Source organism: Paracoccus aestuariivivens (assembly GCF_009711225.1).
GTDB classification, from domain to species: Bacteria; Pseudomonadota; Alphaproteobacteria; order Rhodobacterales; family Rhodobacteraceae; genus Paracoccus; species Paracoccus aestuariivivens.
The window spans coordinates 61,831-86,605 of record NZ_WMIE01000004.1; the positions used below are offsets into that span (position 1 = coordinate 61,831).

Sequence of the window (24,775 nt, forward strand, 5' to 3'; positions counted from 1 at the left end):
TCTCAGGATTGCACCGCGCGCAGGATTGTATGGCCAGGGTTCAGCAGCCAGTTGCCCACATCTTCGGCGATGCGCGTCTGCCCGTCGAGCCTTAGAAAGCCCGCCTCGGTTGCTGCAACGGATTGGGACGGCCGAGGCGCATCCGGCAAAGCCCGCAATGCCGCGACCAGTCGGGCGGTGTCTGCCGCCTCTTCGGCAGGCATCATGCGGGTAAGGCCAAGCTCGGCCGCGCGTTCGGCGCGGATCGCCTGTTCCAAGCGGGGTTGGGTCCGAGGCACGATCAAGGCGGGGCGATCAAAGCTGAGGATCTCGCAGAATGTGTTGTAGCCTCCCATCCCGACGACTCCCGATGCTCCGGCAACCAGATCCTCGAACCGGTTGTCGAATTCGATCACCTCGACATGCGGCAGCGTGGCTGCGTCGGCCAGCAACTCGGCACGTTCACGGGCGGGCAGATAGGGGCCAAGAACCGCGACAGTGCGATCAAGCCCGGGGTCCATCCGGTGCGCGGCAAAGACGGCACGAAACAGATCGGCCCCGTCTCCGCCGCCACCGGTCGTGACAAGAACATATCCCTCGGCAGGACGGCTGGCCGGCGTATCGGCCCATTGGATCGAACGGCGCAGAAAGCCGGTATAGCGCATCCGCCCCCGCACCAATGGCGAAACATCAAGCCCCGCCAAAGGGTCGTGAAAACCCTCGGGACCATAAACCCAGATCCGGTCATAATAGGCTTCAAGCTTGCGCAACACGTCCTTGCGTTCCCACTCTGGTGCCAGCAATTCGGGAGCGTCCATCACATCGCGCAACCCAAGAACCAGCCGTGTGCCCTGCGACTTCAAGTAGATTAGGGTTTCCTCGATCTCGCCATGCAGGCCCATCGGCTCCTTGTCGGTGATAAAGATATCGGGGCGGAATGTCTCGGCGGTTTGGCGGATGATGGCGCGACGGATTGTCAGGGTGTCTTCCAGCGATGTGTGCTGGGCCATCGACTGGTATTCGCCATTGCGCAGCTTGATCACGCTGGGAATCTTGACGAAATCGACCCGCACCCGATAGTCGAACGCGCCGGCGATAGTCGTCCCCGAGATGATCATCACGGAAAGCCCGCGATAGGCTTCGACCAGCGCATGCGCGATCTCTCGGCAACGGCGCAGATGGCCCAGCCCGAAAGTGTCGTGGCTGTACATCAGTATCCGCGCGTCTTCCAGTCTGGGGGTCATTGCCGTTCCTTGAGGAGTGGCGGCACAGCGGCCGCAGGATGGATCGTCATCGGTAGGGATCGGCTGCATCACGCAAGCCGTCGCCAAGAAAGTTGAACGCGAGGATCACGAGGATCACCGGGGCCATCGGCCAAAGCAGCCAAGGATATAGCGCGACGATATTCACGCCGCGCGTTTCCGTCAGAAGGATACCCCAGCTTGTCACCGGAGGTCGCAAACCAAGTCCAAGGAAGGTCAGCGCCGTTTCCCCCAGGATCATACCGGGAACGGACAGGCTGGCACTGGCGATCAGATGTGACATGACGCCGGGGATAAGATGGCGCGAAATGATTCGACTGCTTTTCGCACCCATAAGCTCTGCTGCCAGAACATAGTCCTCTTCGCGCAGGGCGAAAAGCTTGGATCGTACTGCGCGGGCCTGTCCGGTCCAATCCAGCATACCAAGGATCACCGTGATGCCCAGATAGACCAGTATCGGGCTCCAGCTGAGCGGGATAATGGCGGCCAATGTCATCCATAGCGGGATCGATGGGATCGACTGGATGACCTCGATCATGCGCTGCATGCCGTGATCGAACCAGCCGCCGCGATAGCCCGCAATGCCGCCGATCACGATGCCCAGTGTAAAACTGACCAGCGTGCCGAGCAGCCCGATGGTCAAAGATATCCTCGCGCCGTGCAGAATGCGCGAGAACACGTCGCGGCCCAACCGGTCGGTGCCAAGCAGATTCACCCGCCCGCCCTCGGCCGGGCAAAACAGATGCAGATCTGCGGGAACGAGGTTCCAGAACATGTAGCTTTCGCCACGACAGAAGAACCGCAGGCGCTGCACATTGGTCGGGTCATCGGTGTAGATGCGGCGCAACTCGGTCATGTCCAGATGCATGGTCTGGCCATAGACGAACGGACCGACGAAACTGCCATCATGGAAAAGCCGCACCCGCTGCGGCGGCGCATAGATGAAATCAAGATTGCGGGTATCCAGACGGTACGGCGCCAGAAACTCGGTAATCAGCAGCGAGGCGTAAAACAACAGCAGAAATACGCCCGAGATCAAGGCCACCCGATGCCGCTTGAACTTGATCCACATCAGTCGAAGCTGGCTCGCGTTTTCAAGTCCGGTCGTCGCCCCCGCTGGCTCGGCCATGGGATCGAAGGGAGCGGGCGACACATAATGCGTCAACTCGGCACCCGGAGGTGGCAGCGGATTCGGCGTGCTCATCCGCGTCTCCCCTTCAACCGGATGCGAGGATCAAGCAGGCTCAGCGCGATATCCGAAACCAATACCCCCACGACCGTCAGCGCAGCTAGAAACATCAGGAACGACCCCGCAAGATACATGTCCTGACTTTGCAGCGCGCGGATCAGCATCGGACCGGTGGTTTCCAGCGACAGGATGATCGCCGTGACCTCGGCCCCCGAGATGATCGCGGGCAGGATCGAGCCGATATCGGCGATGAAAAAGTTCAGCGCCATCCGCAGCGGATATTTCAGCACCACCCGCGACGGAGATAGGCCCTTGGCACGTGCGGTGACGACATATTGTTTGCCTAACTCGTCCAGCAGGTTCGCCCGCAGGCGTCGCGCCATCCCCGCCGTGCCTGCCGTGCCGATGATCAGGACCGGAATCCAGATATGGCTCAGGATCGACCGCAGCTTGTCCCAGCCCATCGGCTGATCCAGATATTCCACATCCATGATATGGCCGATCGAGATGCCGAACCAGACATTGGCGAAATACATCAGGATGATCGCCAGCATGAAATGCGGCACGGCAATCCCGATCAGCCCCAGAAAGGTCAGCCCGTAATCGCCCCAGCTATATTGATGCGTGGCCGAATACAGACCGATCGGAAAGGCCAGCAGCCATGTGAACATGATCGTCACCACGCTCATCATCACGGTCAGCCACAGCCGGTCGCCAACCACCTCGTTCACTGGCATCCGGTATTCGAAACTGTAACCGAAATCGCCGTGCAACATACCCGTCACCCAGTGCCAGTACCGCACCGGAGCCGGAGCGTCGAAATGGTAACGCGCCTTCAGCGTCTCGATTTCCTGCAGATCCGTCGGTTCGCCCAGCATGCGCAATTCCTGCACATAGCTTTCGAAATAATCGCCCGGAGGCAGTTCGATGATCGCAAAGACAAGGACCGAGATCACGAACAGGGTCGGGATCATGATCAGCAACCGGCCAAACAGATAGCGCAGCATGCTAGGCCTCGTCCTTTAGCCAGAACGTGTCGGGCATGTAGATGCCCAGTATCGAGGTCGGCTGGAACCCGATCAGACCGGTATCGGGCAGGTTCTGCAACTGCTTCGCGCGCACGACGGGCTGCTTCGCACCATTGACCGTTCCGATGGTGAAAACCTGATCGGCATGGATCGCCAGCATCCGGTGCCAGATCTCGACCCGCTCGTCATGGCTGCGGCTTTTGCGCCAACGCCCTACCAGTTCGACCAGTTCAAGGGCTTCCGGCAAATCGGGCGCGCTTCCCTGCTGCCCTTTCGACGCGTAATAGACCCCCCATTGCGACCAGATATACTGGTCCTCGGTGGTCGGAGCCAATTCATAGGGCGGCATTTCCGCGGTCGGCACGGCATTGTCCAACCCCATCCACACCGCCATGCTGGTCAGCCCCGCCATCGTCCGGCTGCGGAACAGATCACGCTGGGATACCCGCGTCCATAATGCAATGCCGACAGCACGGTAGTGCTCGGCGATCAGTTCGAGCACATCGGCCTCGAGCGTGCTTTCACCCGCCGTCTCGGCCAGAATTCCGGCCACCCGTCCGTCCGGCAACCGACGCAGACCATCCCTGCCCTTTGCGGTCAGACCCGAGCCGTCCAGCAACGCATTTGCCTGCTCGGGGTCGTGGATTGCCCATGCGCGGGCATATTCCTCGCGGTAGAGTACGCTTTCGGGCAGCACGGTATTGGCGCTTTCACGGGCAAGACCGAAGAACAGCGCCTTGTTGATCTCGGTCCGGTCAATCGCCAGCGATAGCGCGCGCCGCACGTTCGTATCGCGGTACAGCGCCCGCCAGACCGGATCGGCGCAGGTCAGGTTCGGCAACAAGGCCACACGCGAACCTTGCGTTCGGGTCCAAAGGTTGACCCTGATCGGAAAGCGGTGCTCGGCCTCTTTGACCAAGGTGTAATCCGGAAACTCGACCCCAAAGGGCTGCAGGTCGCTTTCGCCAGTAGCGACCTTGGCCGGGATCAGGTCATAGCTCGATACGTTCATCACCACGCGGTCGATATAGGGCAATTGGCGCCCGTCCTGATCGACACGGTGGAAATAAGGATTGCGCTCGAAAACGAATTGCTGCGCAGGAGGCGTCGTGCGTGGCCGCCACGGATCTAGTGTCGGAAGTTCCGGGTTCTCGGGGCGGGTGACGCGGCTCATTTTCTGGTGCAGGGACTGCCAGTCATCGACGCGCTGTTCGGCGATCAACCGTGCAAGGGTGTCCGCATCGGCATGGTCGACGTGGAAATTCTTCATGTAATGTGCGGGCATGCAGATCCGCAAAGGCGAAGGTGCAGCCAGAAGCGGCAGGAAATCCGGCAAGGGCGAATGCCAGCGATACCGGACCGTCAGATCATCCAGCATCTCGAACTCGGGCCCCTGCCCGTCCAGCCGCATTTCCGGAGGCATTCCGCCCAGTTCCGCGTGCAGGATCACGTCTTCCCAGCAATAGCGAAAATCTTCGGCAGTAAAGGGATGGCCGTCCGACCAGCGATGGCCCCGACGCAACCGCAGGGTAAAAACCCGATCTTCCTCAACCTGCCAGGAATGCAGGATATCCGCGACCAGATTCAGCCCAAGATCAAATCCGACCAAACGCGAATAGCCATTGATCGGCATATAGCGGATGTCGCGCTGGCCGCCGATCAGGATGCGGATGGTGCCGCCATGCTTTCCTGTGCTGCGGCCAAGCGCCGGCAGGTCCATGACGCGTGGCTCCAGCGGCAGCCGATCCGAAATCGCAGGCAGTTCCCCCGCAGCGATCCGCGCGTCAAGAAAAGCCGCGCCCGTCCACCCGCGCGTAGCCTGTGGACCGCCCACAGCGCCCGCTGCAAGCAAGGCCAAAGCCTGTCGACGGGTGACAGGATGCAGCGTCATCCGACCACCCTACGCGAGGGTAGATCATGGGGCTCGGCCAGAACCTGCATACGGACCAGATGCCCGCCACCCAGATCGGCCATACGGACCGGTTGACCCCGCACCTCGCGGAAGGCGGCGGGCCAATGCGCCTCGGCCTTTGCGGTCGGCGTCCGCGCTGCCGCGATATCCAACGGGCGCGAGGGATCGGGAACCGGAACAGCCGCTAGAAGCGCACGCGTATAGGGATGGACCGGAGCCTCCATGATCAGATCGCGCGGTCCGATTTCAACCAGCTTGCCGCGCCACATGACGGCGATCCGGTCGGCCATGTAGTTCACCACCCCAAGATCATGCGAGATAAACATATAAGTAAGGTGAAGTTCTTTCTGCAAATCCTTGAGCAAGTTCAAAATTTGCGCCTGAACCGAGACATCGAGGGCCGACACGACCTCGTCGCAGATGATGAATTCAGGAGCCAGCGCCAAAGCCCGCGCGATGCCGATCCTTTGCCGCTGCCCCCCCGAAAAACTATGCGGAAAGCGCGAGGCCGCCCCTTCGGACAGGCCGATGGCCCGCAACAGCGCCATCACGAGTTGCCGTCTGTGCGCGGGCGTACCCCTCCGGTGAACATCCAGAGGTTCAGACAGGATATTTCCAACCGTCATCCGTGGCGACAGGGACGAAACCGGATCTTGAAAAATCAGCTGGATACGGGTGCGCAACGCATCCAGCGCCTTGCCCTCGGCCTCGCCGATATCGACCACGTCATGTCCGTCGTCGAAAATGATGCTGCCCGAATCCGGCTGCAGAGCGCGCACCAGCAGCTTTCCGACCGTCGTTTTCCCTGAACCGCTTTCACCGACCAGCCCCAGACATTCACCGCGGAAAATATCCAGACTGACACCATCCACCGCCGTGACGGGTTCGGCATTCGACGAGATCAGCGACCATGACTGATGTCGCGGCAGGAACGCCTTGGTCACGTCGCGCAATGAAACCAAAGGCCGCGCGCCCGGCGCACGCATTGCAACGGGTTGCTGGCTCATCCGCGCGAGTTCCAGAATGCCCTGCGCCGGAATCTCGCGCAGAGGCCGCAACCTGACGCGGCCTTTCGCGCCCAGAACCGGAACCGCCTGCATCAAGCCGCGCAGATAGGGATGCTGCGGGTTGCGGAAAATTTCGGCGGTCGGCCCCGCCTCCATCACCTGCCCCCGATGCATGACCACAATCTCGTCTGCAAGGTTGGCGACCACGCCAAGATCATGCGTGATCAATAGGACGGCCAGCCCGCGCTCTTGTTGCAGATCGCGGATCAGTGCCAGAATCTGCGCCTGGATCGTGACGTCAAGCGCCGTGGTCGGCTCATCGGCAATCAGCAGCGACGGGCCGCAGATCGCAGCCATGGCAATCATCGCCCGTTGCCGCATCCCGCCCGACAACTCAAAGGGATACAGGTCGAACACCCGCCCCGGATGCGGAAATCCGACGCGGGCCAACATCGTTTCACAACGCTCGCGCGCCTCGGAACGGGACATAGGGCGATGCAGGCGCAGCGCCTCGGACAATTGGTTGCCAATGGTGTGCAAAGGCGAAAACGACGTCATCGGTTCCTGAAAGATCATCCCGATGCGGTCGCCACGAATGGCGCGGATCATCCGCCCGTCACGCGGCAAGCCCAGCAGATCCAACGGCTCGGCCTTGCCAATATCGAACAGCACCCGCCCCGAGACCATAGCCTGAACCGGTTGCAGCCCCATGATGGTCTGGCCGGTCATGCTTTTTCCCGATCCGCTTTCCCCGACCAGCGCCGTGATCTTACCGGGCAACACCCGCAGACTTGCCCCGTCGACAGCGGTCAGCTCGCCTCGAAGCAGGGGAAAGGCCACTTTCAGACCTTCCACCCGCAGCAGGTCGTGCGGTTGGTTCTGCAACGAGTCCAAGTCTTTGTCCCAATTCCTTGACGTTATGCCAGCTTGTGGCGTGGGTTCACAGGATCAGAGAATCATCGGGTCGCGTAAAAATTCTTGAACGATCGTAGCAAACCCGGCCACATCTTGCCGAAAATGGAGGCGGGTATGACGTCTAAGAACAGGCTAGCGGCTGAAATCGAGGAAGCAATAGCCATCGCTCAGGCTGGCAATATGGCCGAAGCCGAAGCGCGCCTTGCCGAAATCGCCCGCGATCCCGATGCAGCGTCCTTGGGTCATATGACGATCTTGGGGCTTCCACGGAAATTGCACTCGGCCCGACTGAAGCTGGCAAAGCTTGGCGGGGACGTCGTGGCCGTTACGGGGCTGCGCGCGACAGCGGTTCCTCCGCCCGAACTGCTGGCAGAACTGCTCCAACCCGACCCGCAGACCCGGGCCGCATTGGCGAAAGCGGCTGGATGGCCAGTGCCGCGTATCGTGCACCAGATCTGGATCGGAGGTCCGGTGCCGCCGACCTGCGCCATTTGGCGGGATTGGGCTGCATGTCACGGCTGGGAATACCGCCTTTGGGACGAACAATCGCTGGCCGAACTGGCGATCACCGATGATCCGCAATGGCAGGCGATGATCATGGCGCGCGACTATCCCGGCGCGGTGGATGTGGCGCGCTACCATGTCCTGCTGCGGGATGGCGGCCTTTATCTCGATTGCGACTGGTATCCGGTTTCGCCGGAACGCCCGCCCGAGGATTTCATTCCGGCAATCGGTCTGTCCGCCATCGCAGAAGCAGGGCCACGCCTTGTTGCGGGCGGGTCGGTGCTACTGGCGAACGGATTGATCGCCGTGCCGCCCAACCATCCTGCAATCGCGAAGCTGATCGACGTTCTCCCGCAGATCGCCGCACGGCTGTCCGGCGCTCCGGCATGGTGGCAGACGGGGCCGTTGGCATTTACCCTGGCTGCACGGATGGGGCCAGTAACGATCCTTGATCCCGCCATCTGGACCGACCGCCTGCCCCAACGCGCGCCGATCAGCCAGGTCATCGAACGCGTGGAAGCAGCCAAAGCCAAAGCGGCATTCGTGATCGAATGGAAAAGCTGGTAGGACTAGCCCAGACGGTCGATCATCCGATTGGGCCCAAGCCGGAAGACCACATCCTGCGGCGCATCCAGTTGCAGCGCCTCGGGAACCGGCAGTCCTGCATGCAGCCCGCGCAGCAGCCGTCCGGCAATACCGTGGCTGACAAGGATCACTTCGGGCTCGGCCGCTGCCTCGTCCAGAACCGACTGCAAACGGGAAAGCAGGCCGGTCAGCCGCTCTCCCTCGGGCGCATGGAACATCCATTGGCGAGGCGGGTGCGCCTTGCGTATTCCCGGCCAGCCAACCGCGATCTCCTGACGGGTCATCCCGTCCCAGATCCCCAACGAGACTTCGCGCAAGCGGTCGTCCTGCTGCAAGCCCGCGCCGGATAGCTGCTTTGCGATCAGTTCGGCAGTCGCCAAAGCGCGCGGCAAGGGGCTTGTCCAGATCCGCGTGGCCTTGATGTGAGCCGCCAGTAACCTGCCGTAAGCCAGCCCCTGTTCGCGCCCCCGCGCGGTCAAAGGCGAATCCGACCAGCCCTGATAACGGCCCTGCAGGTTGAACTCGGTTTCACCATGCCGCAACAGATAGATCATTCCGCCCCCGAACGTTCCAGGAATGCTAGTCGTGGTTTTAGGGCGACGCCACCATCGAATAGCCGGGATGGAACGCCAAGCGGACCGAGGTAATCGCGCCTAAATCGTTCCATGTTGTCCGCTGCAGGATCAACAGCGCCGTTCCTTGCCGTGTTTCCAGCAGTCTGGCGTCCCGCGCATCCGCATTCTCGGCCGAGAAGGCAATATCTCCGCGCAGCCACGGGAAATTCCGCACCAGCCATTCGTTCGGATTGATCCGCTGGAAATCGACACTTTCGACACCCGGAGCGGCCTTGGGGTTGATCCATCGATCCTCGATCTGGAACGGAGCGCCGTCGCCGTAATGTACAGTGCGCAGATGCAGCAGGCTTTCCCCCTCAGGCAAACCCATACGCACCGCGACTTCCGCAGGCAGGGGCTCGGTTTTCTGGCCGATGATCCGGTGGCTATAGGCCATGCCCGCGGCCTCGATCTGCTCGCGCACGATCGCAATGGTCAATGTGGCCTTCCGTGCGGGATTGATCGTGACATGGGTTCCCGCCTTGCGTCTGCGGTCCAACAGGCCCTCATCAGCCAGCAATTGCAGGGCTTTGTTCACGGTCGCACGGGCGACGCCGAACTCGACCGCCAACTCGGCCTCGTCAGGAATGCGGTCGCCCTGCCGCCACTCGCGGTCAACGATCCGGCGGCGCACCTCGTTGACGATGGCCTGCGCCTTGGAGGAAGCAGGGCGCTCGATCACATGCGCACCTGCACGCGGGCGATGGCGGCCAGATAGTCAGCCACGATCCGCTCGCGATCATTGTGCCGACCGTCCCGCACAACATGGCGGCCCGCCGACCACACATCGCGGATCAGGCCATCATAGCCGGCAAAAATCAGGCTATCCAGCAACTGATCCCCCTCTCGCCCGAACAGCACCGGATTGTTCAGATCAACCGCGCACAGATCGGCCCACATGCCTGCGCGGATTGCGCCCGTATCGCGCCCCGCCGCCGAGGCGCCGCCGTCAAGTCCGGCCTCATACAACACACGGCCAGTCGAACGATCAGGCTTGGCCAGCATGGCGCGGCCCCGATCACGCAAGCGCTGACTGTACTCCAGTGTCCGCAACTCCTCGACCATCGAGATCCGCACGTTGCTGTCCGACCCGAATCCCAACCGCCCGCCGGCATCCGCCCAGATCGTGCCGTTGAATATGCCATCACCGAGCGAGGACTCGGTGATCGGACACAGGCCCGCGACTGCACCCGTGGCCGCCAGTCGGCGCGTCTCGTCCTCGGTCATATGGGTCAGATGGATCAGCGTCCAGCGTCGGTCGATGGCATGGTTTTCCAGCAACCACTCGACCGGGCGCTGACCGTAAGCGGCGCTGACCTCCTCGATTTCGGGAATCTGCTCGGCCAGATGCATGTGCAATGGCCTGTCCGGGCGAAGCGACGCGCAGATCTGCAATGCCTCGGGCGACACGGCGCGCAACGAATGAGGCGCAACACCGATGCCGCAATCATCCGGCAGATGTGCCAGCGTGGCCTCGGCCCCATCCAGCAGGCGTTGGAATTCGTCGGGAGTAGTCCCGAAGCGAGCCTGCCCCGGACCCAGAGGACGCTTGTCGACCCCGCCAAACTGGTAATGCACCGGCAACAACGTCAGACCGATTCCGGTGCGGCTGGCGGCAGCGGCGATCCGCTCGGACATCTCTGCGATGTTGTCATAATGACCACCGCCGATCCGGTGATGCAGATAGTGGAACTCGACATTGGTCGCATATCCGGCTTCGAGCATCTCCATCTGCACCAATGCGGCAATCGCTTCGACATCTTCGGGTGTCAGATGGTCAAGGAAACGGTACATAATCTGCCGCCACGTCCAGAACGTGTCGCGGGGTTCGGGCCCCTTGGCCTCGGACAGGCCTGCCATGGCACGCTGGAAGGCGTGGCTATGCAGGTTCGCCATTGCGGGCAGCAACAAGCCCACGCGGTGACCGGTCGGGGCCGCGCCGGTCTCGACCGACCGGATTCGGCCATGCCCGACCGTGATCGATACATTTTCCGCCCAACCCGCAGGCAGCAAAGCCCGTTCTGCCCAGATCTGAGACATGCGACTGCCCTTCTTTACATCAAAATAAGTTTAGACATAGAGTTTGATTAAGTTTAGACATAACAAAATCAAGAAATCAATGCCGGAGCTTCAGCAATGCTGCTTCTTACTCGCGGACGGTTGGCCAGAATGGGCGAGGGATCAGGCGGTTACGACCTGATCGACGACGCGGCTATGGTCATTTCTGCCGATAAAATCGAATGGGTCGGGGCTATATCCGTCCTGCCTGCACAATATGCCGACCTGCCGCATCACGACCTTGGCGGGCGGCTGGTCACTCCGGGGCTGATAGACTGCCATACCCATATCGTCTTCGGCGGCGACCGCGCCCGCGAATTCGAGATGCGCCTTGAGGGTGCGACCTACGAAGAGATCGCGCGTTCGGGAGGCGGCATCCTCTCCAGCGTTCGCAATACCCGCGAGGCCGACGAAGAAGCCCTGCTCACGCAATCCCTGCCCCGCGTCGATGCGCTGCTGGCCGAGGGCGTGACCACGCTGGAGATCAAATCGGGCTACGGCCTGACTGTTCAGGATGAACTGAAGATGCTGCGCGTCGCGCGTCGCATTGCCGAAGTCCGCGCCGTCACCGTGCGCACCACATGGCTGGCCGCCCATGCTCTGCCCCCCGAATACAAGGACGACCGCGCGGGCTATATCCGCGATGTCGTCATCGCCGGAATGCAGCAAGGCCATGCCGAAGGACTGATCGACGCGGTCGACGGCTTCTGCGAGGGCATCGCCTTTTCCCGCGACGAAATGGCCGCGATCTTTGACGCCGCCGCCCAGCTTGGCCTGCCAGTCAAACTGCATGCCGAGCAGCTTTCGGACCTTCACGGCGCCGAAATGGCCGCGCAGCACGGCGCGCTTTCCTCCGATCACCTTGAATGGCTGGGTCAGGATGGCATTGACGCCATGGCCGCGTCGGGCACCGTTGCGGTGCTGCTGCCCGGCGCGTTCTATACCCTGCGCGAGACGAAATACCCGCCGCTTCAAGCCCTGCGCGACGCGGGCGTGCCGATTGCGCTGGCGACCGATTGCAACCCCGGCACCTCGCCGCTGACCTCGATCCTGCTCACGATGAACATGGGCGCGACGCTGTTTCGCATGACCCCGGTGGAATGCCTGACCGGCGTGACCCGCCATGCGGCCACCGCCCTTGGCCTGCGCGATCGCGGCCAGCTTTCCCCCGGTATGCGCGCCGATCTGGCCATCTGGGACGCCAGCCATCCTGCCGAGCTGACCTATCGCATCGGCTTCAATCCCCTTCATGCCCGCATTGTCGGAGGCGAATTTGTCTGAACTGATCCTTACCCCCGGTGAAACCACTCTGGCCCAGCTGGAATCTGTCTGGCGCAAGGGCCTTGCCGTGCGGCTGGCCGACAGCGCCCGCCCCGGCATCGCGGCCTCTGCGGCCCGTATCCAAGCGGCGGCCAATGGCGACGTGCCGGTTTACGGCGTGAATACCGGTTTCGGCAAACTGGCCTCGATCAAGATCCGCTCCGAGGATACCGCCACCCTGCAACGCAACCTGATCCTGTCGCATTGCTGCGGCGTGGGTGAGCCGGTCGAGCCGGAAACCACCCGCCTGATCATGGTGCTGAAGCTGCTGTCGCTGGGTCGCGGCGCTTCCGGCGTCCGCCCCGAGGTCATCGCGCTGATCGAAAACATGCTGGCCCAAGGCGTGCTGCCGGTGATCCCGTCGCAGGGCTCGGTCGGTGCTTCCGGCGATCTGGCGCCGTTGGCCCACATGGCCGCGACCATGCTGGGCGAGGGCCGCGCGACCCATAAGGGCCGCGAAATGCCCTCCTCCGAGGCGCTGGCTGCTGCGGGCCTTGCCCCGGTGGTTCTGGCCGCCAAAGAGGGTCTGGCGCTGATCAACGGCACGCAGGCCTCGACCGCCTTCGCGCTGGCCGGGCTGTTCGACGCATTCGCAAGCGCCCGAGCGGCGCTGGTCACCTCGTCGCTGTCGACCGATGCGATCATGGGCTCGACCGCGCCCTTCCTTGAGGAAATCCACACTTTGCGCGGCCATCGCGGCCAGATCCTTGCCGCCCGCGCCATTCGCGGGCTGATGGAAGGGTCCGAGATCCGCGAAAGCCACCGGGTCGGCGATACCCGCGTCCAAGACCCCTATTGCATCCGTTGCCAGCCGCAGGTGACCGGGGCCTGCATCGACCTGCTGTGGCAGGCCGCAAGCACGCTGGAAATCGAATCCAACGCCGCGACCGACAACCCGCTGGTGCTGACCAGTCAGGACCTGATCGTCTCGGGCGGGAACTTCCACGCCGAACCCGTGGCCTTTGCCGCCGACCAGATCGCGCTGGCGATCACGGAAATCGGGGCGATTTCCCAGCGCCGCATCGCGCTGATGGTGGACCCGGCGCTGTCCCATGACCTGCCGCCCTTCCTGACCCCCGATCCCGGCCTAAACTCGGGCCTGATGATCGCCGAAGTCACCAGCGCCGCGCTGATGAGCGAGAACAAGCATCTGGCCAATCCCTGCTCGACCGATTCCACGCCGACCAGCGCCAACCAAGAGGACCACGTGTCCATGGCCGCCCATGGCGCACGTCGCCTGAAGCGGATGAATGCGAACCTGGCCCATATCATCGGGATCGAGGCGATGTGTGCCGCCGCTGGCGTCGAATTCCGCGCGCCGCTGACCACCTCGGCCCCGCTGCAATCGGTGATCGCCACCCTGCGCGCGACCGTCCCGGCGCTGGATCAGGACCGTTACATGGCCCCCGATCTGACTGAAGCCGCGCGTCTGGTCCGCGAAGGCGCGCTGGTCGCCGCCGTCGCCCCCGAACTGCTGGCCGAGGTGACGGCGTGACCCCGGTCGAAGTCACCCAAGGCGACAGCCCGGTCATCCTTGGCCTGCCCCATACCGGGACTTGGCTGCCCGAGGAAATCCGCGCGCAACTGAACCCGCGCGGACAGGTTCTGGCCGATACCGACTGGCATATCGAGCGGCTTTACGACGGGCTGCTGCCCGGCGCGACCACGGTGCGGGCAACCTTCCACCGCTATGTCATCGACGCCAATCGCGGCGCGGATGATGCAAGCCTGTATCCCGGGCAGAACACCACCGGCCTTGTTCCCGTCACCGATTTCGACGGCGAGCCGATCTGGGTCACGGACCCCACGGCCGAGGATATCGCCGACCGCAAGGCCCGCTTCCACGCGCCCTATCACGCGGCCTTGGCCGCCGAGATCGAGCGGGTGCGCGCGAAGCACGGCGTGGCGATCCTTTACGATTGCCACTCGATCCGCAGCCATATCCCCTTCCTTTTCGAAGGGACGCTGCCGGATTTCAATATCGGCACGAATAGCGGGCGCTCCTGCGCGCCGGCCATTGAGGCCGCCACGCATGAGGTCGCAGCCGCGACGGGCCGGACCCATGTGCTGAATGGTCGCTTCAAGGGCGGCTGGACGACGCGGCATTACGGCCAGCCCGGCTCGGGCGTTCACGCCATCCAGATGGAACTGGCGCAATCCACCCATCTTTCGACGGAGACCCCGCCCTTTGCCTATGACGAGGCCAAGGCCGAGGCTTTGCGCGTTCCCCTGAAAGAAATCCTGACCAAACTCGCGGCGCTTGCCGCCGAACTGAAGGTATGACCCCGATGGACAATCCCCGTCACAATACCCGCGACGTCTTTCCCGCCACCGGCACCCAGATCACCGCGAAAAGCTGGCTGACCGAGGCCCCCTTGCGGATGCTGATGAACAACCTGCATCCCGACGTGGCCGAGAACCCGCATGAGTTGGTCGTCTATGGCGGCATCGGCCGCGCCGCCCGGACGTGGAAGGATTTCGACCTGATCGTCGATAGCCTGCGCGCTCTGGAAGAGGACGAAACCCTGCTGGTGCAATCCGGCAAGCCGGTTGGCGTCTTCAAGACCCACAAGGACGCGCCGCGCGTGCTGATCGCCAACTCGAACCTGGTGCCGCATTGGGCGAACTGGGACCATTTCAACGAATTGGACAAGCGCGGACTGGCGATGTATGGCCAGATGACCGCCGGGTCGTGGATCTATATCGGCACGCAGGGCATCGTTCAGGGCACCTATGAAACCTTCGTCGAGGCTGGCCGCCAGCATTATGACGGCAACCTGACCGGCAAATGGGTGCTGACCGGTGGCCTTGGCGGTATGGGCGGCGCGCAGCCCCTTGCTGCCGTCATGGCCGGGGCCTGCTGTCTGGCCGTCGAATGCGATGAGACCCGCGCCGATTTCCGCCTGCGCACCCGCTATGTCGATGAAAAGACCCATAGCCTCGATGAGGCGCTGGAGATGATCGAGCGCTGGACCAAGGCGGGCGAGGCGAAATCCGTGGCCCTGATCGGCAACGCCGCCGAGGTCTTCCCGGAACTGGTGCGTCGCGGTGTCCGTCCCGACATCGTGACCGACCAGACCAGCGCCCATGACCCGGTGCATGGCTATCTGCCGATCGGCTGGACCGTCGCTGAATGGCGCGCCAAGCAGGAATCCGATCCGAAAGCCGTGGAAAAGGCCGCCCGCGCGTCCATGCGCGTGCAGGTCGAGGCGATGGTGGCCTTTGCCGATGCCGGCATCCCGACAGTCGATTACGGCAACAACATCCGCCAGATGGCGCTGGAAGAAGGCTTCACCCGCGCCTTTGCCTTCCCGGGTTTTGTCCCCGCCTATATCCGCCCGCTGTTCTGCCGCGGCATCGGTCCCTTCCGCTGGGCGGCGCTTTCGGGCGACCCCGAGGACATCCGCAAGACCGACGCCAAGGTCAAGGAACTGGTGGACGACGCGCATCTGCACAACTGGCTGGACATGGCGCAGGAACGCATCGCGTTCCAGGGCCTGCCCGCGCGGATCTGCTGGGTCGGGCTTGGCATCCGCCACAAGCTGGGCCTTGCCTTCAACGAAATGGTCCGCAATGGCGAGCTGAAGGCCCCGATTGTCATTGGCCGCGACCATCTGGACTCTGGCTCGGTCGCCTCGCCCAACCGGGAAACCGAGGCGATGCAGGACGGCTCGGATGCCGTGTCCGACTGGCCGCTGCTGAACGCGCTGCTGAACACCGCATCCGGCGCGACCTGGGTGTCGCTGCATCACGGCGGTGGCGTCGGCATGGGCTTTTCGCAGCATTCGGGGATGGTCATCTGCTGCGACGGCAGCGAGGATGCCGACCGCCGCATCGCGCGCGTGCTGTGGAATGACCCAGCAACCGGCGTGATGCGTCATGCGGATGCAGGTTATGACATCGCGATAGAATGCGCGAAAGAGAATGGGTTGAATCTGCCCGGCATTCTTTGAACAAGGGGGGCGACGACGCAACGCACCGCCGTCGCTCTCGTCCATCAGTCCAACTACGGAGAAAACCATGAACTTCCAAATGACCCTTCGGGCTGCGCTTGTCAGCCTGATCGCACTCGGTGCGGGCACGACGGCCTCGGCCGACCAGCTGGCTGATGTCAAAGCCGCAGGCAAAATCGTCACCGCGACAGACATGCACTATGCCCCCTTCGACATGCTGAACAACGGCACCTATGAGGGCATGACCAAGGACCTGTTCGACGAAGTGTCCAAGGAAATCGGCGTCGAGCCGCTGTATCAGGACATTCCGTGGCCTGCCGAACTGCCGGGTCTTGAGGTCAAGAAATTCGACATCATCATCGCTCCGGTGACGATCACCCCCGAGCGGCTCGAGCGCTACACCTTTACCCTGCCGATCGCCGATGCGACCGTCGCGCTGGTCAAGGCCGCGTCGAGCGACCTGAAAGCCCCCGAGGACATCAAGGGCAAGACCGTCGGCGTCCAGCAGGGCACCGCGCAGTTCAAGCAGCTTGAAGCCTTCGGCGACAAGCTGGGCGGCGTGACCATCAAGGAATACGGCACCACCGACGAAGCCTACGCCGATCTGGCCGCCGGTCGTCTGGATGCGGTCGCAGGCTCGCTTCCTAACCTGACCTATCTGGTGAAGAACCGCCCCGAAACCTTCGCCCTGTTCGAACCGGCCAAGTTCGGCGAGCCGAAATACTTCGCCTGGGCCCTGCGCAAGAACGCCGACACCGAGCCCTTTGCCAAGGCGATCAACGACGCGCTGCTGAAAATGACCGATGACGGCCGCGTCAAGGCGATCCAGGAAAAATGGCTCGGCACCTATACCGAGCTGCCGCGCGAAGTTCCCGCGAAGTAAGCCTGTTCGGCGGGCGGGGTCATCCCCGCCCGTTTTTTTGCTTTAGACGAGACGTGCATGTTTTCCATCCCGGTCTTCTTTGAAAGTTTCGGGCCGCTTCTATGGGCGGCACGATACACGTTGCTGATTTCGTTTCTGGGCATCGGGCTTGGATTGATCTTGGGCGCCTTGATCTGCGCCGCAAGATTGTCGCCCTATGCGATCCTGCGTCGTTTCGCGGCGGTCTGGGTCAGCTTTCTGCGCGGTGTGCCGCTTTTGGTGCAGCTGCTGGTCTTTTACTATGCGCTTCCGGTGATCGGGCTGGATGTACCGGCATTTGTCGCAGCCATCGTGACGGTCGGCATCTGTGCCAGCGCCTATATTTCCGAAATCTGGCGCGGCGCGATCAACGCATTGCCCAGGGGCCAGTCCGAAGCCGCAATCGCCATCGGCATGAGCCCCCGCGATGTCTGGTCCCGTGTGGTTCTTCCCCAGGCCGTCTCGCTTTCGTTGCCCGCTCTGATCAACGAGTTGATCCTGCTGGTTAAGGCTTCCTCGCTGGTCTCGGTCGTCGGCATCCTTGAAATCACCCGCTCGAGTCAGGCGCAGGCAGCAACGACCTTCCGTCCGCTCGAGGTCTATCTGGCAGCCGCCTGCATCTACCTGATGATCAACCTGTGCCTTGCAGCACTGGGACGCTATCTTGAACACAGGACGACCGTCTGATGGATATTGCCGTCTTCCAACAATACGGTCCCGCGCTGATCAAGGGCTTCGGCTACACCATCCTGTGCTGGGCACTGGGCACGGTCTTCGGCATGATGCTGGGACTGGTGATCGCGCTGATCCAACGCTATTCGCCACGGCCGGTCCGCTGGATCATCCAGATCTATATCGAGATCATCCGTGGCACGCCGTTTCTGGTCCAGCTTTTCGTCCTGTATTACGGCGGGCCTTTGGTCGGGTTGCGGCTGGACGCGCTGCCAGCGGGCCTGCTTGGCCTGACCATCTATAGCAGCCCCTATTTCGCGGAAATCTTCCGTTCGGCTTTCCGCGCCGTGCCGCTGGGCCAGATCGAGGCCGCCCGCGCGATCGGCATGGCCGAACCGACCATCATCCGCCGCATCCTGTTGCCTTTGGGTTTGGTCTCGGCACTTCCGGCGCTGGTCAACTTCTCGATCATCCTGACCAAAGAGACTGTGATCCTTTCGATGATCACCGTGCCCGAACTCATGTATCAGGTCAGCCGCATGTCCACCGAAACCTTCCGCTATCTGGAAGCGAACCTCGTGCTGGCGCTGTTCTTCTGGGCGCTCGTTGAAACTATCTCGCGCGTGGGCCGTCGGTTCGAGGCGCGCATTACCAAACATCTGATCGAAAGGACCTGACGATGCAGGCTTCCTCAGTCGAGATCCGCAAGGTCAACAAGTTCTATGGCCCGTTCCACGCGCTGAAAGACATCGACCTGTCCATCCCCCCCGGCAAGGTGACCTGCCTGATCGGGCCTTCCGGCTCGGGCAAATCCACGCTGCTGCGCTGCATGAACTTCCTCGAAGAATACGACTCGGGTGAGGTTCGCATCGATGGCCAACTGATCGGCTATGACGCCCCCGGAAAACGGATGTCGGGCCGGAAATTGCGCGAGATGCGGCGTTCGATCGGGATGGTGTTCCAGCAGTTCAACCTGTGGCCACACATGACCGCGCATGAAAACGTTGCCGAGGGCCTGATCCGCGTGCGCGGCCTGAGCAAAGCCGATGCGATGACCCGCGCCGCCGACGCGCTTGCGAAGGTCGGACTGGCGGACAAGATGGGCAACCACCCTTCCCGCCTGTCAGGCGGCCAGCAACAACGCGTCGCCATCGCCCGCGCCATTGCGATGGAGCCGAAGTTGATGCTCTTCGACGAGCCGACCTCGGCGCTGGACCCCGAACTGGTCGGCGAGGTGCTGAACGTGATGAAGACGCTCGCCTCGGAAGGCATGACGATGGTCGTCGTTACCCACGAAATGGGATTTGCCGCCCATGTCGCGGATCAGGTGGCCTTTCTAGAAAAGGGCGAGTTGGTCGATGTGGACACGCCCTCGGGCATTCTGCACCACCCCAAGGACGCCCGCATCCAATCGTTCCTGCGCACCTATCACGAGCGCAACAGCTTCTGATCGGGTAGGGCGACAGGCCGCTTACGCTCTGGCTGCCGCCCCGACCCGCGCCAAGGCATCCGCCTTTGCGATCAGCGCGTCGATTGCCATGTCCAGATCTGCATCCGTCGTCCGATGGTTGCAGATCGCAGCCCGCAATCCGTATTCGTCATGCACCGTCGTGTCCGAGAATGCCGCGATGCCCTGCTCCTGCAACTGCATCATCACTTCCGAATTTAACTCGGCAAGGGCGGTCGGCTCGATCCCTTCGTGCTCGTATCGGAAGCAGACAATATCAAGCTCGACCGGAGCGAGGCGTTTCAACCGCGGCTCGGCATCGACCCGCGCCGCCAGACGCTTCGACTGCGCGATGTTGCGGGACAGAATGCGGCCAAAGCGGTCCGCGCCGTGTTCCTTCAGCGTCATCCAGACCTTCAGCGCCCTGAACCCTCGCGACGTCTGCAGACCATAATCGAACAGCCAGCCACCCGCCGCGATCCCCCTTGCGGCAGGGTCGAGATATTCGGAATGCAACGCGAAACTTTGCAGATGCAAGCGCGCATCCCTGACCAGAACGCAGCCAACGTCAAAGGGCGCGTGCAACCCCTTATGCGGGTCCAAGGCAAGGCTATCCGCCAGTTCTATGGCATCCAACGCGGCGGGTCGGTCCTGACAAAGCCGCGCCAATGCACCGATGCAGCCGTCAATATGGAACCATAACCCCTCGGTCCGGCACAATTCGGCCAGTCCGGCCAGATCGTCGATTGCACCGGTATTCACCGTGCCCGCATTGCCGATGATACAGATGGGCTGGAAACCCTCCGCCCGATCAGCGCCAATGGCCTTTTCCAGCGCCGCAAGATCGATGCGGCAATCCGCACCGCTGGGCACGCGGCACAATGCGCCATTGCCCAAACCCAGCAACTCGACCGCTTTCTGGTGGCAGCCATGCACCTGATCCGAGGCATAGATCCGCATCGGTCGGGACACCGCCGCAACCCCGTCCTGCCGGATATCTCCTCCGGCCATGTGATTGCGCGCCACCGCCAGACCGATCAGGTTCGCGACCGATCCGCCGCTGGTCAGCGTCCCGCTGGCACTGGCAGGGAAGCCCATCATATCCTTGAGCCAGACGATCACCTGCCGCTCGACCTCGACGGCGGCATGGTTGCCGCCGCCAAGATTCGAGCCATCCGCCGCCGCAAGGAAATCTGCCAGCGCTCCGGTCAGGTTCGACGCACCCATGTACCACATCCAGAAACGCGGATGGGTGTTGCCCATGGGATAGGCAAGGATCGTGTCCCATGCCTCATCGACCACAAGCGACAAAGGCGTCGGAGAGCGCGGCAGCGGTTGGTGCAAGGCAGCACGGCCCGCTTCCGGCATGGGCTGCCACACCGCGCGATGGCGCAGCGCGGCGGTTCGTGCGATGACCCGATCCACCGCCTCATGGGCAATGCGGGCATATTCCGTCCAGTCGCCCGGATCGAGCGTTTCGATAGACTCGGCCATGTCATGTCTCCCTAGCTCATCTGGTAGCCCGGAGTGGACTGGGACAGCGCCTGTTCCTCGTCATCCATGTCCTCGGGGATTTCCTGAAACAGGGGAGTGGAAAGGTAGCGTTCGCCCGTGTCGGGCAGCATCGCCAGAATTGCCGTGCCGGACGCGGCATTTTCGGCCAATTGCATGGCCACCGCGAATGTCGCCCCGCCCGAGATGCCGGTCAGAATCCCCTCGCGTGCGGCCAGCTTTCTGGCCCAGGCCATACCTTCGGGGCCGGGAACCGGAACAACCTGATCATACCCCTTGTTGTCCAAGGCCTCTTGCAGGACGAAAGGAATGAAGTCCGGCGTCCAGCCCTGAATGGGATGCGGCTCGAACGCGGGGTGACTGACCGCCGGAGCGCCATCGCCACCGCGCTGCTGCGCGACCCCACTAGAGATCAGCGCGGCATTGGCAGGCTCGGTCAGGACGATCCTGATCTCGGGACGTTCACGGCGCAGGACGCGCGACAGACCGGTAACAGTGCCGCCCGTGCCATAGCCGGTCACGACGAAATCCAGCCGTTTGCCGGCAAAATCACCGATAATCTCGCGCGCCGTGGTGCTTTCATGGATATCGGCATTGGCCGAGGTCTCGAACTGGCGGGCCAGAAACCAGCCATGTTTCTGCGCAAGTTCGACGGCCTTGTTATACATGCCAAGACCTTTCTGGGCGCGCGGTGTCAGCACGACCTTGGCCCCCAGCATCCGCATCAGCCGACGACGTTCGACCGAGAAGCTGTCCGCCATGGTGACGACCAGAGGATAACCTTTCTGGGCACAGACCATGGCAAGGCCGATGCCGGTATTGCCGCTGGTCGCTTCGACCACAGTCTGGCCCGGTTTCAACTCACCCGAGCGTTCTGCGGCCTCGATGATGTTCAATGCCAGCCGGTCCTTGACCGAAGCGGCCGGATTGAAGAATTCGGCTTTCACGTAAAGCTCGATGCCTTCGGGGGCGAGGTTGTTTATCCGGATGACCGGAGTATCGCCCACGGTATCAAGTATGCTGCCGAAGATGCGGCCGCGTCCGTTTGTCGTCCGTATCGTTTGCATTGCGGTGCCTCTTGTTCCAATCGGAATCAGTGAACCCAGCACAATCTCGCACATTTCCCGCCGGCAAGCTTGATCCCGAGATGAAGATTTCATGCAGAGATCGTGGATTTCGGATAAATTGACCCATGATCTATTGCTGTGGCGACCTTCGGCTGGACGATGAGCGCTTCGAGCTTCAGCGGGGCGGGCAGCCGATTGCGCTTGAACCACAGGTTTTTCTGGTCCTGCGCGAGTTGATGCAGGCGCAAGGGCGGCTAGTCAGCAAAGAACAACTGATCGAGAATATCTAGCAAGGTCGCGCTATTTCGGATGCCAATATCGCAAGCCGCATACGCACCGCACGAGCGGCAATTGGCGACGACGGCGAACGGCAGCAGATCATCGCCACCGTGCATGGTCGCGGATTTCGACTGGTCCCGAAGGTCGAACTTGCCGGTGCGCCCGCGAAGCCGGATCTGCTTGATCCGTCCGGCAAGCCCTCGCTGGCGATCCTGCCCTTCCAACCGTTGGGGCTACCACCCGAACAGGTGCTGCTCTCGGAGGCCTTGGCCCATGAGGTGCTGCGCGCCCTGTCCCGCTTGCGTTGGGTGACCGTGATCGCGCGGGGATCGTCCTTCCGCTTTGGTGGCGCCGCGCCGGACTTGCAGCAGATCGGCCAGATCCTGTCGGTGCGCTACATCCTGACGGGTGCGCTGCAACTTGAAGGGCGGACGCTGGTCATATCGGTCGAACTGGTCGAGGCCGCCTCGGCGCGACTGATCTGGACCGAACGATTCAGCCGCCCGCTATCCGATCTGGCAGAACTGCAATATGCCATCGTCATGGCCGTCGCGGCGGCGCTGGAACTGCATATCCCCCTGCACGAGGCGCAACTGGCCGAAGGCAAGGACATCGCGCGTCTGGATGCATGGGAAAGCTATCACCTCGGCTTGCGCCAGATGTTCCGGTTCACCGCAGACGGCAATCTTCGCGCCGCCGGACTGTTCGCCCGGGCCGTGGAGCTTGAGCCAGGCTTTGCCCGCGCCCATGCGGGCCTGTCCTTTACCAGCTTTCAGGACGCCTTCCTGCGCTACGGCACCGACAGGGATACCGCCGTCACCAAGGCGCGCGCCGAAGCCGAGACAAGCTACGATCTGGACCCTCTGGACCCGTTCGCAGCCTTTACGCTGGGTCGTTCCTATTGGCTGACGGACGAGATGGACAGCGCGGCAGGCTGGCTGGAGCGCGCGACCGAACTCAACCCGAATTATGCACAGGGCTACTATTCCCGCGCGCTGGTTTCGGTTCTGATGACCGAGACAAAAGCCGCCGCGACCGAGGTCGTTGATCAGGCATTGCGCCTTAGCCCGCTCGATCCGTTGCTTTACGGCATGTACGGGACAAGGGCGCTCTCCCTGATCCAGAACGAGGATTACCAGCAGGCCGCCGATTGGGCCGACCGCGCCGCCTCGTCTCCGCACGCGCATTTCATCATCGGCATGGTCGCCATTGCTGCAAACAGCCTGGCCGGTCGCGAGGCCCGCGCCAAGGAATGGTTGAAACACACACGTGCCATCCGACCCGATGCCAGCGCCGGTCTGTTCTTCGCGGCATTTCCCTTGCGCAACAATCACATGCGACTGCTGTTGCAGTCAGTATTGGCGCAGCACGGATTCGATTGATGTTCCGGCGCGATTTCCGTCTAGCTGCGCCGCCGCATCAAGGGACGGAGCAGGCGTAAATCGACCATCGTATACAGGCTTGCGGCCACCACCGCGATGCACAGCGCCCATTTCGAGACAGGCTCCATCGCCCCTTCGATCTGCAACGCGTGAATGACCGTCGCGAACACAACGACCAGAGCTACGGAATTGTGGATCACGCGCCACAGCGCCAACCCGAACCTGCGTCGCATCAGCACCAGCAGTCCCGTCGCAAAAACGCCCCACATCGCCGTCACACCATAAACCGAGAACGGCGTCGGCGAGACCAGCAGCAGGGCATCCAAGGTGTCAGGCGGGCTTGTCACGAACAGCCCACCGATATGCAGCACCGTGCAAATGACAATCGCGATCCCGACCCAGCGATGCCATCCGCGTTCCCGCGCCCGACCGGGTCCGGGAAGATAAGCCGCCGCAAGCAAGGGCTGGACCAGCAGCAGCGCCAGACAAAGGATGCCCGCGAACCCTCCGACAATATATGGCAGGTTGCGATAGGCCAGAAACGGACTCATCGCGGCAAGGACAACCGGCACCGACACCGCAACCCCAAGCCCGACCCACGTCAAAACCGCACCTGTTCGGGAAGGCGGCAGTGGCATAAGCGTCAGACAGGTGCGAGGATGAATTCGGTCCGCAACGAGGTGTCGCGGGCACTTCCCATTACCGGCCGCAGGAATACCGTCTGGAACACCCCGTCATCATAGGCCAGATGGGCGTGCGGTTGGCCGAAATTCGGGACGATCTGCTCCATCTCCAAACGGAAACTGCCATCCGAAGCGGTCAGCACGCTGCCGTGGTTGCGCGGCTCGCGCTCTCCGCCCAGCGTGGTGGCGGCCCAGATCTGGATCCGCACGCCCTTAAGCGACGCTCCGTTGCCAGCCTGCCGAACAAGCCCCGAGACGACAAACCCCGACCCGAGGCTTTTCACCAGGGGCGCATTGGGGCGGTAATTGTTGCTGCCACCGCGCATTGTCTGCGTTGGCGCAAGGCTCCGGGCCTGAGCCGGCACGATCAGGTGCAGCGGTTTAGACATTAGACCGAGGCCCAGAACGGACCCAGCAGCAATAAGCGAACGACGATGCCAGAGGTCAGTGCGCATTGTGGCATCTCCTCTTGTTCAGGAAGTGAGATGGCAGCCAATTGCGGGGCA

The 24,775-nt window shown here is 62.5% G+C and carries 23 protein-coding genes; 11 read left to right on the top strand and 12 right to left on the bottom strand.

Annotated features, from left to right (window positions below; translation table 11 throughout):
• Positions 1-2 precede the first annotated feature (2 nt).
• The 5 genes from GL286_RS09190 to GL286_RS09210 are packed head-to-tail and all read right to left on the bottom strand — an operon-like array spanning position 3 to position 7,271.
• Entirely contained in the window at positions 3-1,223 is a 1,221-nt protein-coding gene (locus tag GL286_RS09190; protein ID WP_155095265.1) for a glycosyltransferase family protein, read from the bottom strand.
• Between the two features lie 46 nt (positions 1,224-1,269).
• Positions 1,270-2,445 carry an ABC transporter permease gene (locus GL286_RS09195; protein WP_155095266.1) on the bottom strand — a complete coding sequence of 392 codons (1,176 nt, stop codon included), beginning with the start codon at positions 2,443-2,445 and terminating at the stop codon, positions 1,270-1,272.
• Positions 2,442-3,437, bottom strand: coding sequence for an ABC transporter permease (locus tag GL286_RS09200; protein WP_155095267.1), 996 nt, complete (start codon positions 3,435-3,437; stop codon positions 2,442-2,444). Before GL286_RS09200 ends, GL286_RS09195 begins: the two co-directional genes overlap by 4 nt.
• A gap of 1 nt (position 3,438) precedes the next feature.
• Positions 3,439-5,349 (bottom strand): ABC transporter substrate-binding protein, encoded by a 1,911-nt coding sequence (locus GL286_RS09205; RefSeq protein WP_155095268.1) that lies wholly within the window; start codon positions 5,347-5,349, stop codon positions 3,439-3,441.
• Positions 5,346-7,271 (bottom strand): dipeptide ABC transporter ATP-binding protein, encoded by a 1,926-nt coding sequence (locus tag GL286_RS09210; RefSeq protein ID WP_155095269.1) that lies wholly within the window; start codon positions 7,269-7,271, stop codon positions 5,346-5,348. The genes GL286_RS09205 and GL286_RS09210 overlap by 4 nt, the downstream gene beginning before the upstream one ends.
• A 135-nt stretch (positions 7,272-7,406) precedes the next feature.
• Here GL286_RS09210 and GL286_RS09215 point away from each other — a divergent pair, with 135 nt between their 5' ends.
• The gene (locus GL286_RS09215) at positions 7,407-8,363 is read left to right on the top strand and encodes a glycosyltransferase family 32 protein (RefSeq protein WP_170295124.1); all 957 of its coding nucleotides are present in this window, start codon (positions 7,407-7,409) and stop codon (positions 8,361-8,363) included.
• Between the two features lie 2 nt (positions 8,364-8,365).
• Here GL286_RS09215 and GL286_RS09220 read toward each other — a convergent pair whose 3' ends face one another.
• The 3 genes from GL286_RS09220 to GL286_RS09230 are packed head-to-tail and all read right to left on the bottom strand — an operon-like array spanning position 8,366 to position 11,035.
• On the bottom strand, positions 8,366-8,935 hold the full coding sequence (locus GL286_RS09220) for a histidine phosphatase family protein (RefSeq protein ID WP_155095271.1): 570 nt from the start codon (positions 8,933-8,935) through the stop codon (positions 8,366-8,368).
• A 37-nt stretch (positions 8,936-8,972) separates the two neighbouring features.
• Positions 8,973-9,677, bottom strand: a complete 705-nt coding sequence (locus tag GL286_RS22860) for a histidine utilization transcriptional repressor HutC (RefSeq protein ID WP_170295125.1) — start codon at positions 9,675-9,677, stop codon at positions 8,973-8,975.
• Positions 9,674-11,035: a formimidoylglutamate deiminase gene (locus GL286_RS09230; protein ID WP_155095272.1), complete on the bottom strand. Its 1,362-nt coding sequence runs from the start codon at positions 11,033-11,035 to the stop codon at positions 9,674-9,676. Before GL286_RS09230 ends, GL286_RS22860 begins: the two co-directional genes overlap by 4 nt.
• Positions 11,036-11,131: 96 nt before the next feature.
• Between GL286_RS09230 and hutI the strand changes: the two genes are divergently transcribed.
• The 8 genes from hutI (at position 11,132) to GL286_RS09270 (ending at position 19,349) form a co-directional block, all read left to right on the top strand.
• Positions 11,132-12,334, top strand: coding sequence for an imidazolonepropionase (gene hutI / locus GL286_RS09235; protein WP_155095273.1), 1,203 nt, complete (start codon positions 11,132-11,134; stop codon positions 12,332-12,334).
• Entirely contained in the window at positions 12,303-13,868 is a 1,566-nt protein-coding gene (gene hutH / locus GL286_RS09240) for a histidine ammonia-lyase (RefSeq protein ID WP_211596244.1), read from the top strand. The genes hutI and hutH overlap by 32 nt, the downstream gene beginning before the upstream one ends.
• Entirely contained in the window at positions 13,865-14,656 is a 792-nt protein-coding gene (gene hutG, locus GL286_RS09245; protein ID WP_170295126.1) for an N-formylglutamate deformylase, read from the top strand. Before hutH ends, hutG begins: the two co-directional genes overlap by 4 nt.
• A gap of 5 nt (positions 14,657-14,661) precedes the next feature.
• The gene (gene hutU / locus GL286_RS09250) at positions 14,662-16,326 is read left to right on the top strand and encodes a urocanate hydratase (protein ID WP_155095275.1); all 1,665 of its coding nucleotides are present in this window, start codon (positions 14,662-14,664) and stop codon (positions 16,324-16,326) included.
• Between the two features lie 67 nt (positions 16,327-16,393).
• A complete protein-coding gene (locus GL286_RS09255; RefSeq protein WP_155095276.1) occupies positions 16,394-17,209 on the top strand; it encodes a transporter substrate-binding domain-containing protein in 816 nt (271 codons plus the stop codon).
• Between the two features lie 57 nt (positions 17,210-17,266).
• The gene (locus GL286_RS09260) at positions 17,267-17,914 is read left to right on the top strand and encodes an amino acid ABC transporter permease (protein WP_155095277.1); all 648 of its coding nucleotides are present in this window, start codon (positions 17,267-17,269) and stop codon (positions 17,912-17,914) included.
• Positions 17,914-18,576 carry an amino acid ABC transporter permease gene (locus tag GL286_RS09265; protein ID WP_155095278.1) on the top strand — a complete coding sequence of 221 codons (663 nt, stop codon included), beginning with the start codon at positions 17,914-17,916 and terminating at the stop codon, positions 18,574-18,576. The genes GL286_RS09260 and GL286_RS09265 overlap by 1 nt, the downstream gene beginning before the upstream one ends.
• Positions 18,577-18,578: 2 nt before the next feature.
• A complete protein-coding gene (locus GL286_RS09270; RefSeq protein ID WP_155095279.1) occupies positions 18,579-19,349 on the top strand; it encodes an amino acid ABC transporter ATP-binding protein in 771 nt (256 codons plus the stop codon).
• 21 nt (positions 19,350-19,370) lie between these two features.
• Here the strand turns inward: GL286_RS09270 and GL286_RS09275 are convergent, their stop codons facing one another.
• Both GL286_RS09275 and GL286_RS09280 read right to left on the bottom strand, forming a co-directional pair.
• Entirely contained in the window at positions 19,371-20,840 is a 1,470-nt protein-coding gene (locus tag GL286_RS09275; protein WP_155095280.1) for a pyridoxal phosphate-dependent decarboxylase family protein, read from the bottom strand.
• An 11-nt stretch (positions 20,841-20,851) separates the two neighbouring features.
• The gene (locus tag GL286_RS09280; RefSeq protein ID WP_155095281.1) at positions 20,852-21,925 is read right to left on the bottom strand and encodes a PLP-dependent cysteine synthase family protein; all 1,074 of its coding nucleotides are present in this window, start codon (positions 21,923-21,925) and stop codon (positions 20,852-20,854) included.
• Between the two features lie 125 nt (positions 21,926-22,050).
• Here GL286_RS09280 and GL286_RS09285 point away from each other — a divergent pair, with 125 nt between their 5' ends.
• Together GL286_RS09285 and GL286_RS09290 are read left to right on the top strand one after the other, a co-directional pair.
• Positions 22,051-22,215 (top strand): winged helix-turn-helix domain-containing protein, encoded by a 165-nt coding sequence (locus GL286_RS09285; RefSeq protein ID WP_155095282.1) that lies wholly within the window; start codon positions 22,051-22,053, stop codon positions 22,213-22,215.
• Between the two features lie 99 nt (positions 22,216-22,314).
• On the top strand, positions 22,315-23,586 hold the full coding sequence (locus GL286_RS09290) for a transcriptional regulator (RefSeq protein WP_155095283.1): 1,272 nt from the start codon (positions 22,315-22,317) through the stop codon (positions 23,584-23,586).
• Positions 23,587-23,606: 20 nt separating this feature from the next.
• Here GL286_RS09290 and GL286_RS09295 read toward each other — a convergent pair whose 3' ends face one another.
• Positions 23,607-24,191, bottom strand: coding sequence for a ferric reductase-like transmembrane domain-containing protein (locus GL286_RS09295; protein WP_246184889.1), 585 nt, complete (start codon positions 24,189-24,191; stop codon positions 23,607-23,609).
• Between the two features lie 38 nt (positions 24,192-24,229).
• Positions 24,230-24,724: a peptidase associated/transthyretin-like domain-containing protein gene (locus tag GL286_RS09300; RefSeq protein ID WP_155095285.1), complete on the bottom strand. Its 495-nt coding sequence runs from the start codon at positions 24,722-24,724 to the stop codon at positions 24,230-24,232.
• Positions 24,725-24,775 lie beyond the last annotated feature (51 nt).

Bases quoted from the DNA above. Each gene is read 5' to 3' on its own strand.
- GL286_RS09190 (WP_155095265.1), bottom strand. From the start codon at position 1,223: ATGACCCCCAGACTGGAAGACGCGCGGATACTGATGTACAGCCACGAC.
- GL286_RS09195 (WP_155095266.1), bottom strand. From the start codon at position 2,445: ATGAGCACGCCGAATCCGCTGCCACCTCCGGGTGCCGAGTTGACGCAT.
- GL286_RS09200 (WP_155095267.1), bottom strand. From the start codon at position 3,437: ATGCTGCGCTATCTGTTTGGCCGGTTGCTGATCATGATCCCGACCCTG.
- GL286_RS09205 (WP_155095268.1), bottom strand. From the start codon at position 5,349: ATGACGCTGCATCCTGTCACCCGTCGACAGGCTTTGGCCTTGCTTGCA.
- GL286_RS09215 (WP_170295124.1), top strand. From the start codon at position 7,407: ATGACGTCTAAGAACAGGCTAGCGGCTGAAATCGAGGAAGCAATAGCC.
- GL286_RS09220 (WP_155095271.1), bottom strand. From the start codon at position 8,935: ATGATCTATCTGTTGCGGCATGGTGAAACCGAGTTCAACCTGCAGGGC.
- GL286_RS09230 (WP_155095272.1), bottom strand. From the start codon at position 11,035: ATGTCTCAGATCTGGGCAGAACGGGCTTTGCTGCCTGCGGGTTGGGCG.
- hutI (WP_155095273.1), top strand. From the start codon at position 11,132: ATGCTGCTTCTTACTCGCGGACGGTTGGCCAGAATGGGCGAGGGATCA.
- hutH (WP_211596244.1), top strand. From the start codon at position 12,303: ATGCCCGCATTGTCGGAGGCGAATTTGTCTGAACTGATCCTTACCCCC.
- hutU (WP_155095275.1), top strand. From the start codon at position 14,662: ATGGACAATCCCCGTCACAATACCCGCGACGTCTTTCCCGCCACCGGC.
- GL286_RS09255 (WP_155095276.1), top strand. From the start codon at position 16,394: ATGAACTTCCAAATGACCCTTCGGGCTGCGCTTGTCAGCCTGATCGCA.
- GL286_RS09260 (WP_155095277.1), top strand. From the start codon at position 17,267: ATGTTTTCCATCCCGGTCTTCTTTGAAAGTTTCGGGCCGCTTCTATGG.
- GL286_RS09265 (WP_155095278.1), top strand. From the start codon at position 17,914: ATGGATATTGCCGTCTTCCAACAATACGGTCCCGCGCTGATCAAGGGC.
- GL286_RS09270 (WP_155095279.1), top strand. From the start codon at position 18,579: ATGCAGGCTTCCTCAGTCGAGATCCGCAAGGTCAACAAGTTCTATGGC.
- GL286_RS09275 (WP_155095280.1), bottom strand. From the start codon at position 20,840: ATGGCCGAGTCTATCGAAACGCTCGATCCGGGCGACTGGACGGAATAT.
- GL286_RS09280 (WP_155095281.1), bottom strand. From the start codon at position 21,925: ATGCAAACGATACGGACGACAAACGGACGCGGCCGCATCTTCGGCAGC.
- GL286_RS09285 (WP_155095282.1), top strand. From the start codon at position 22,051: ATGATCTATTGCTGTGGCGACCTTCGGCTGGACGATGAGCGCTTCGAG.
- GL286_RS09300 (WP_155095285.1), bottom strand. From the start codon at position 24,724: ATGCGCACTGACCTCTGGCATCGTCGTTCGCTTATTGCTGCTGGGTCC.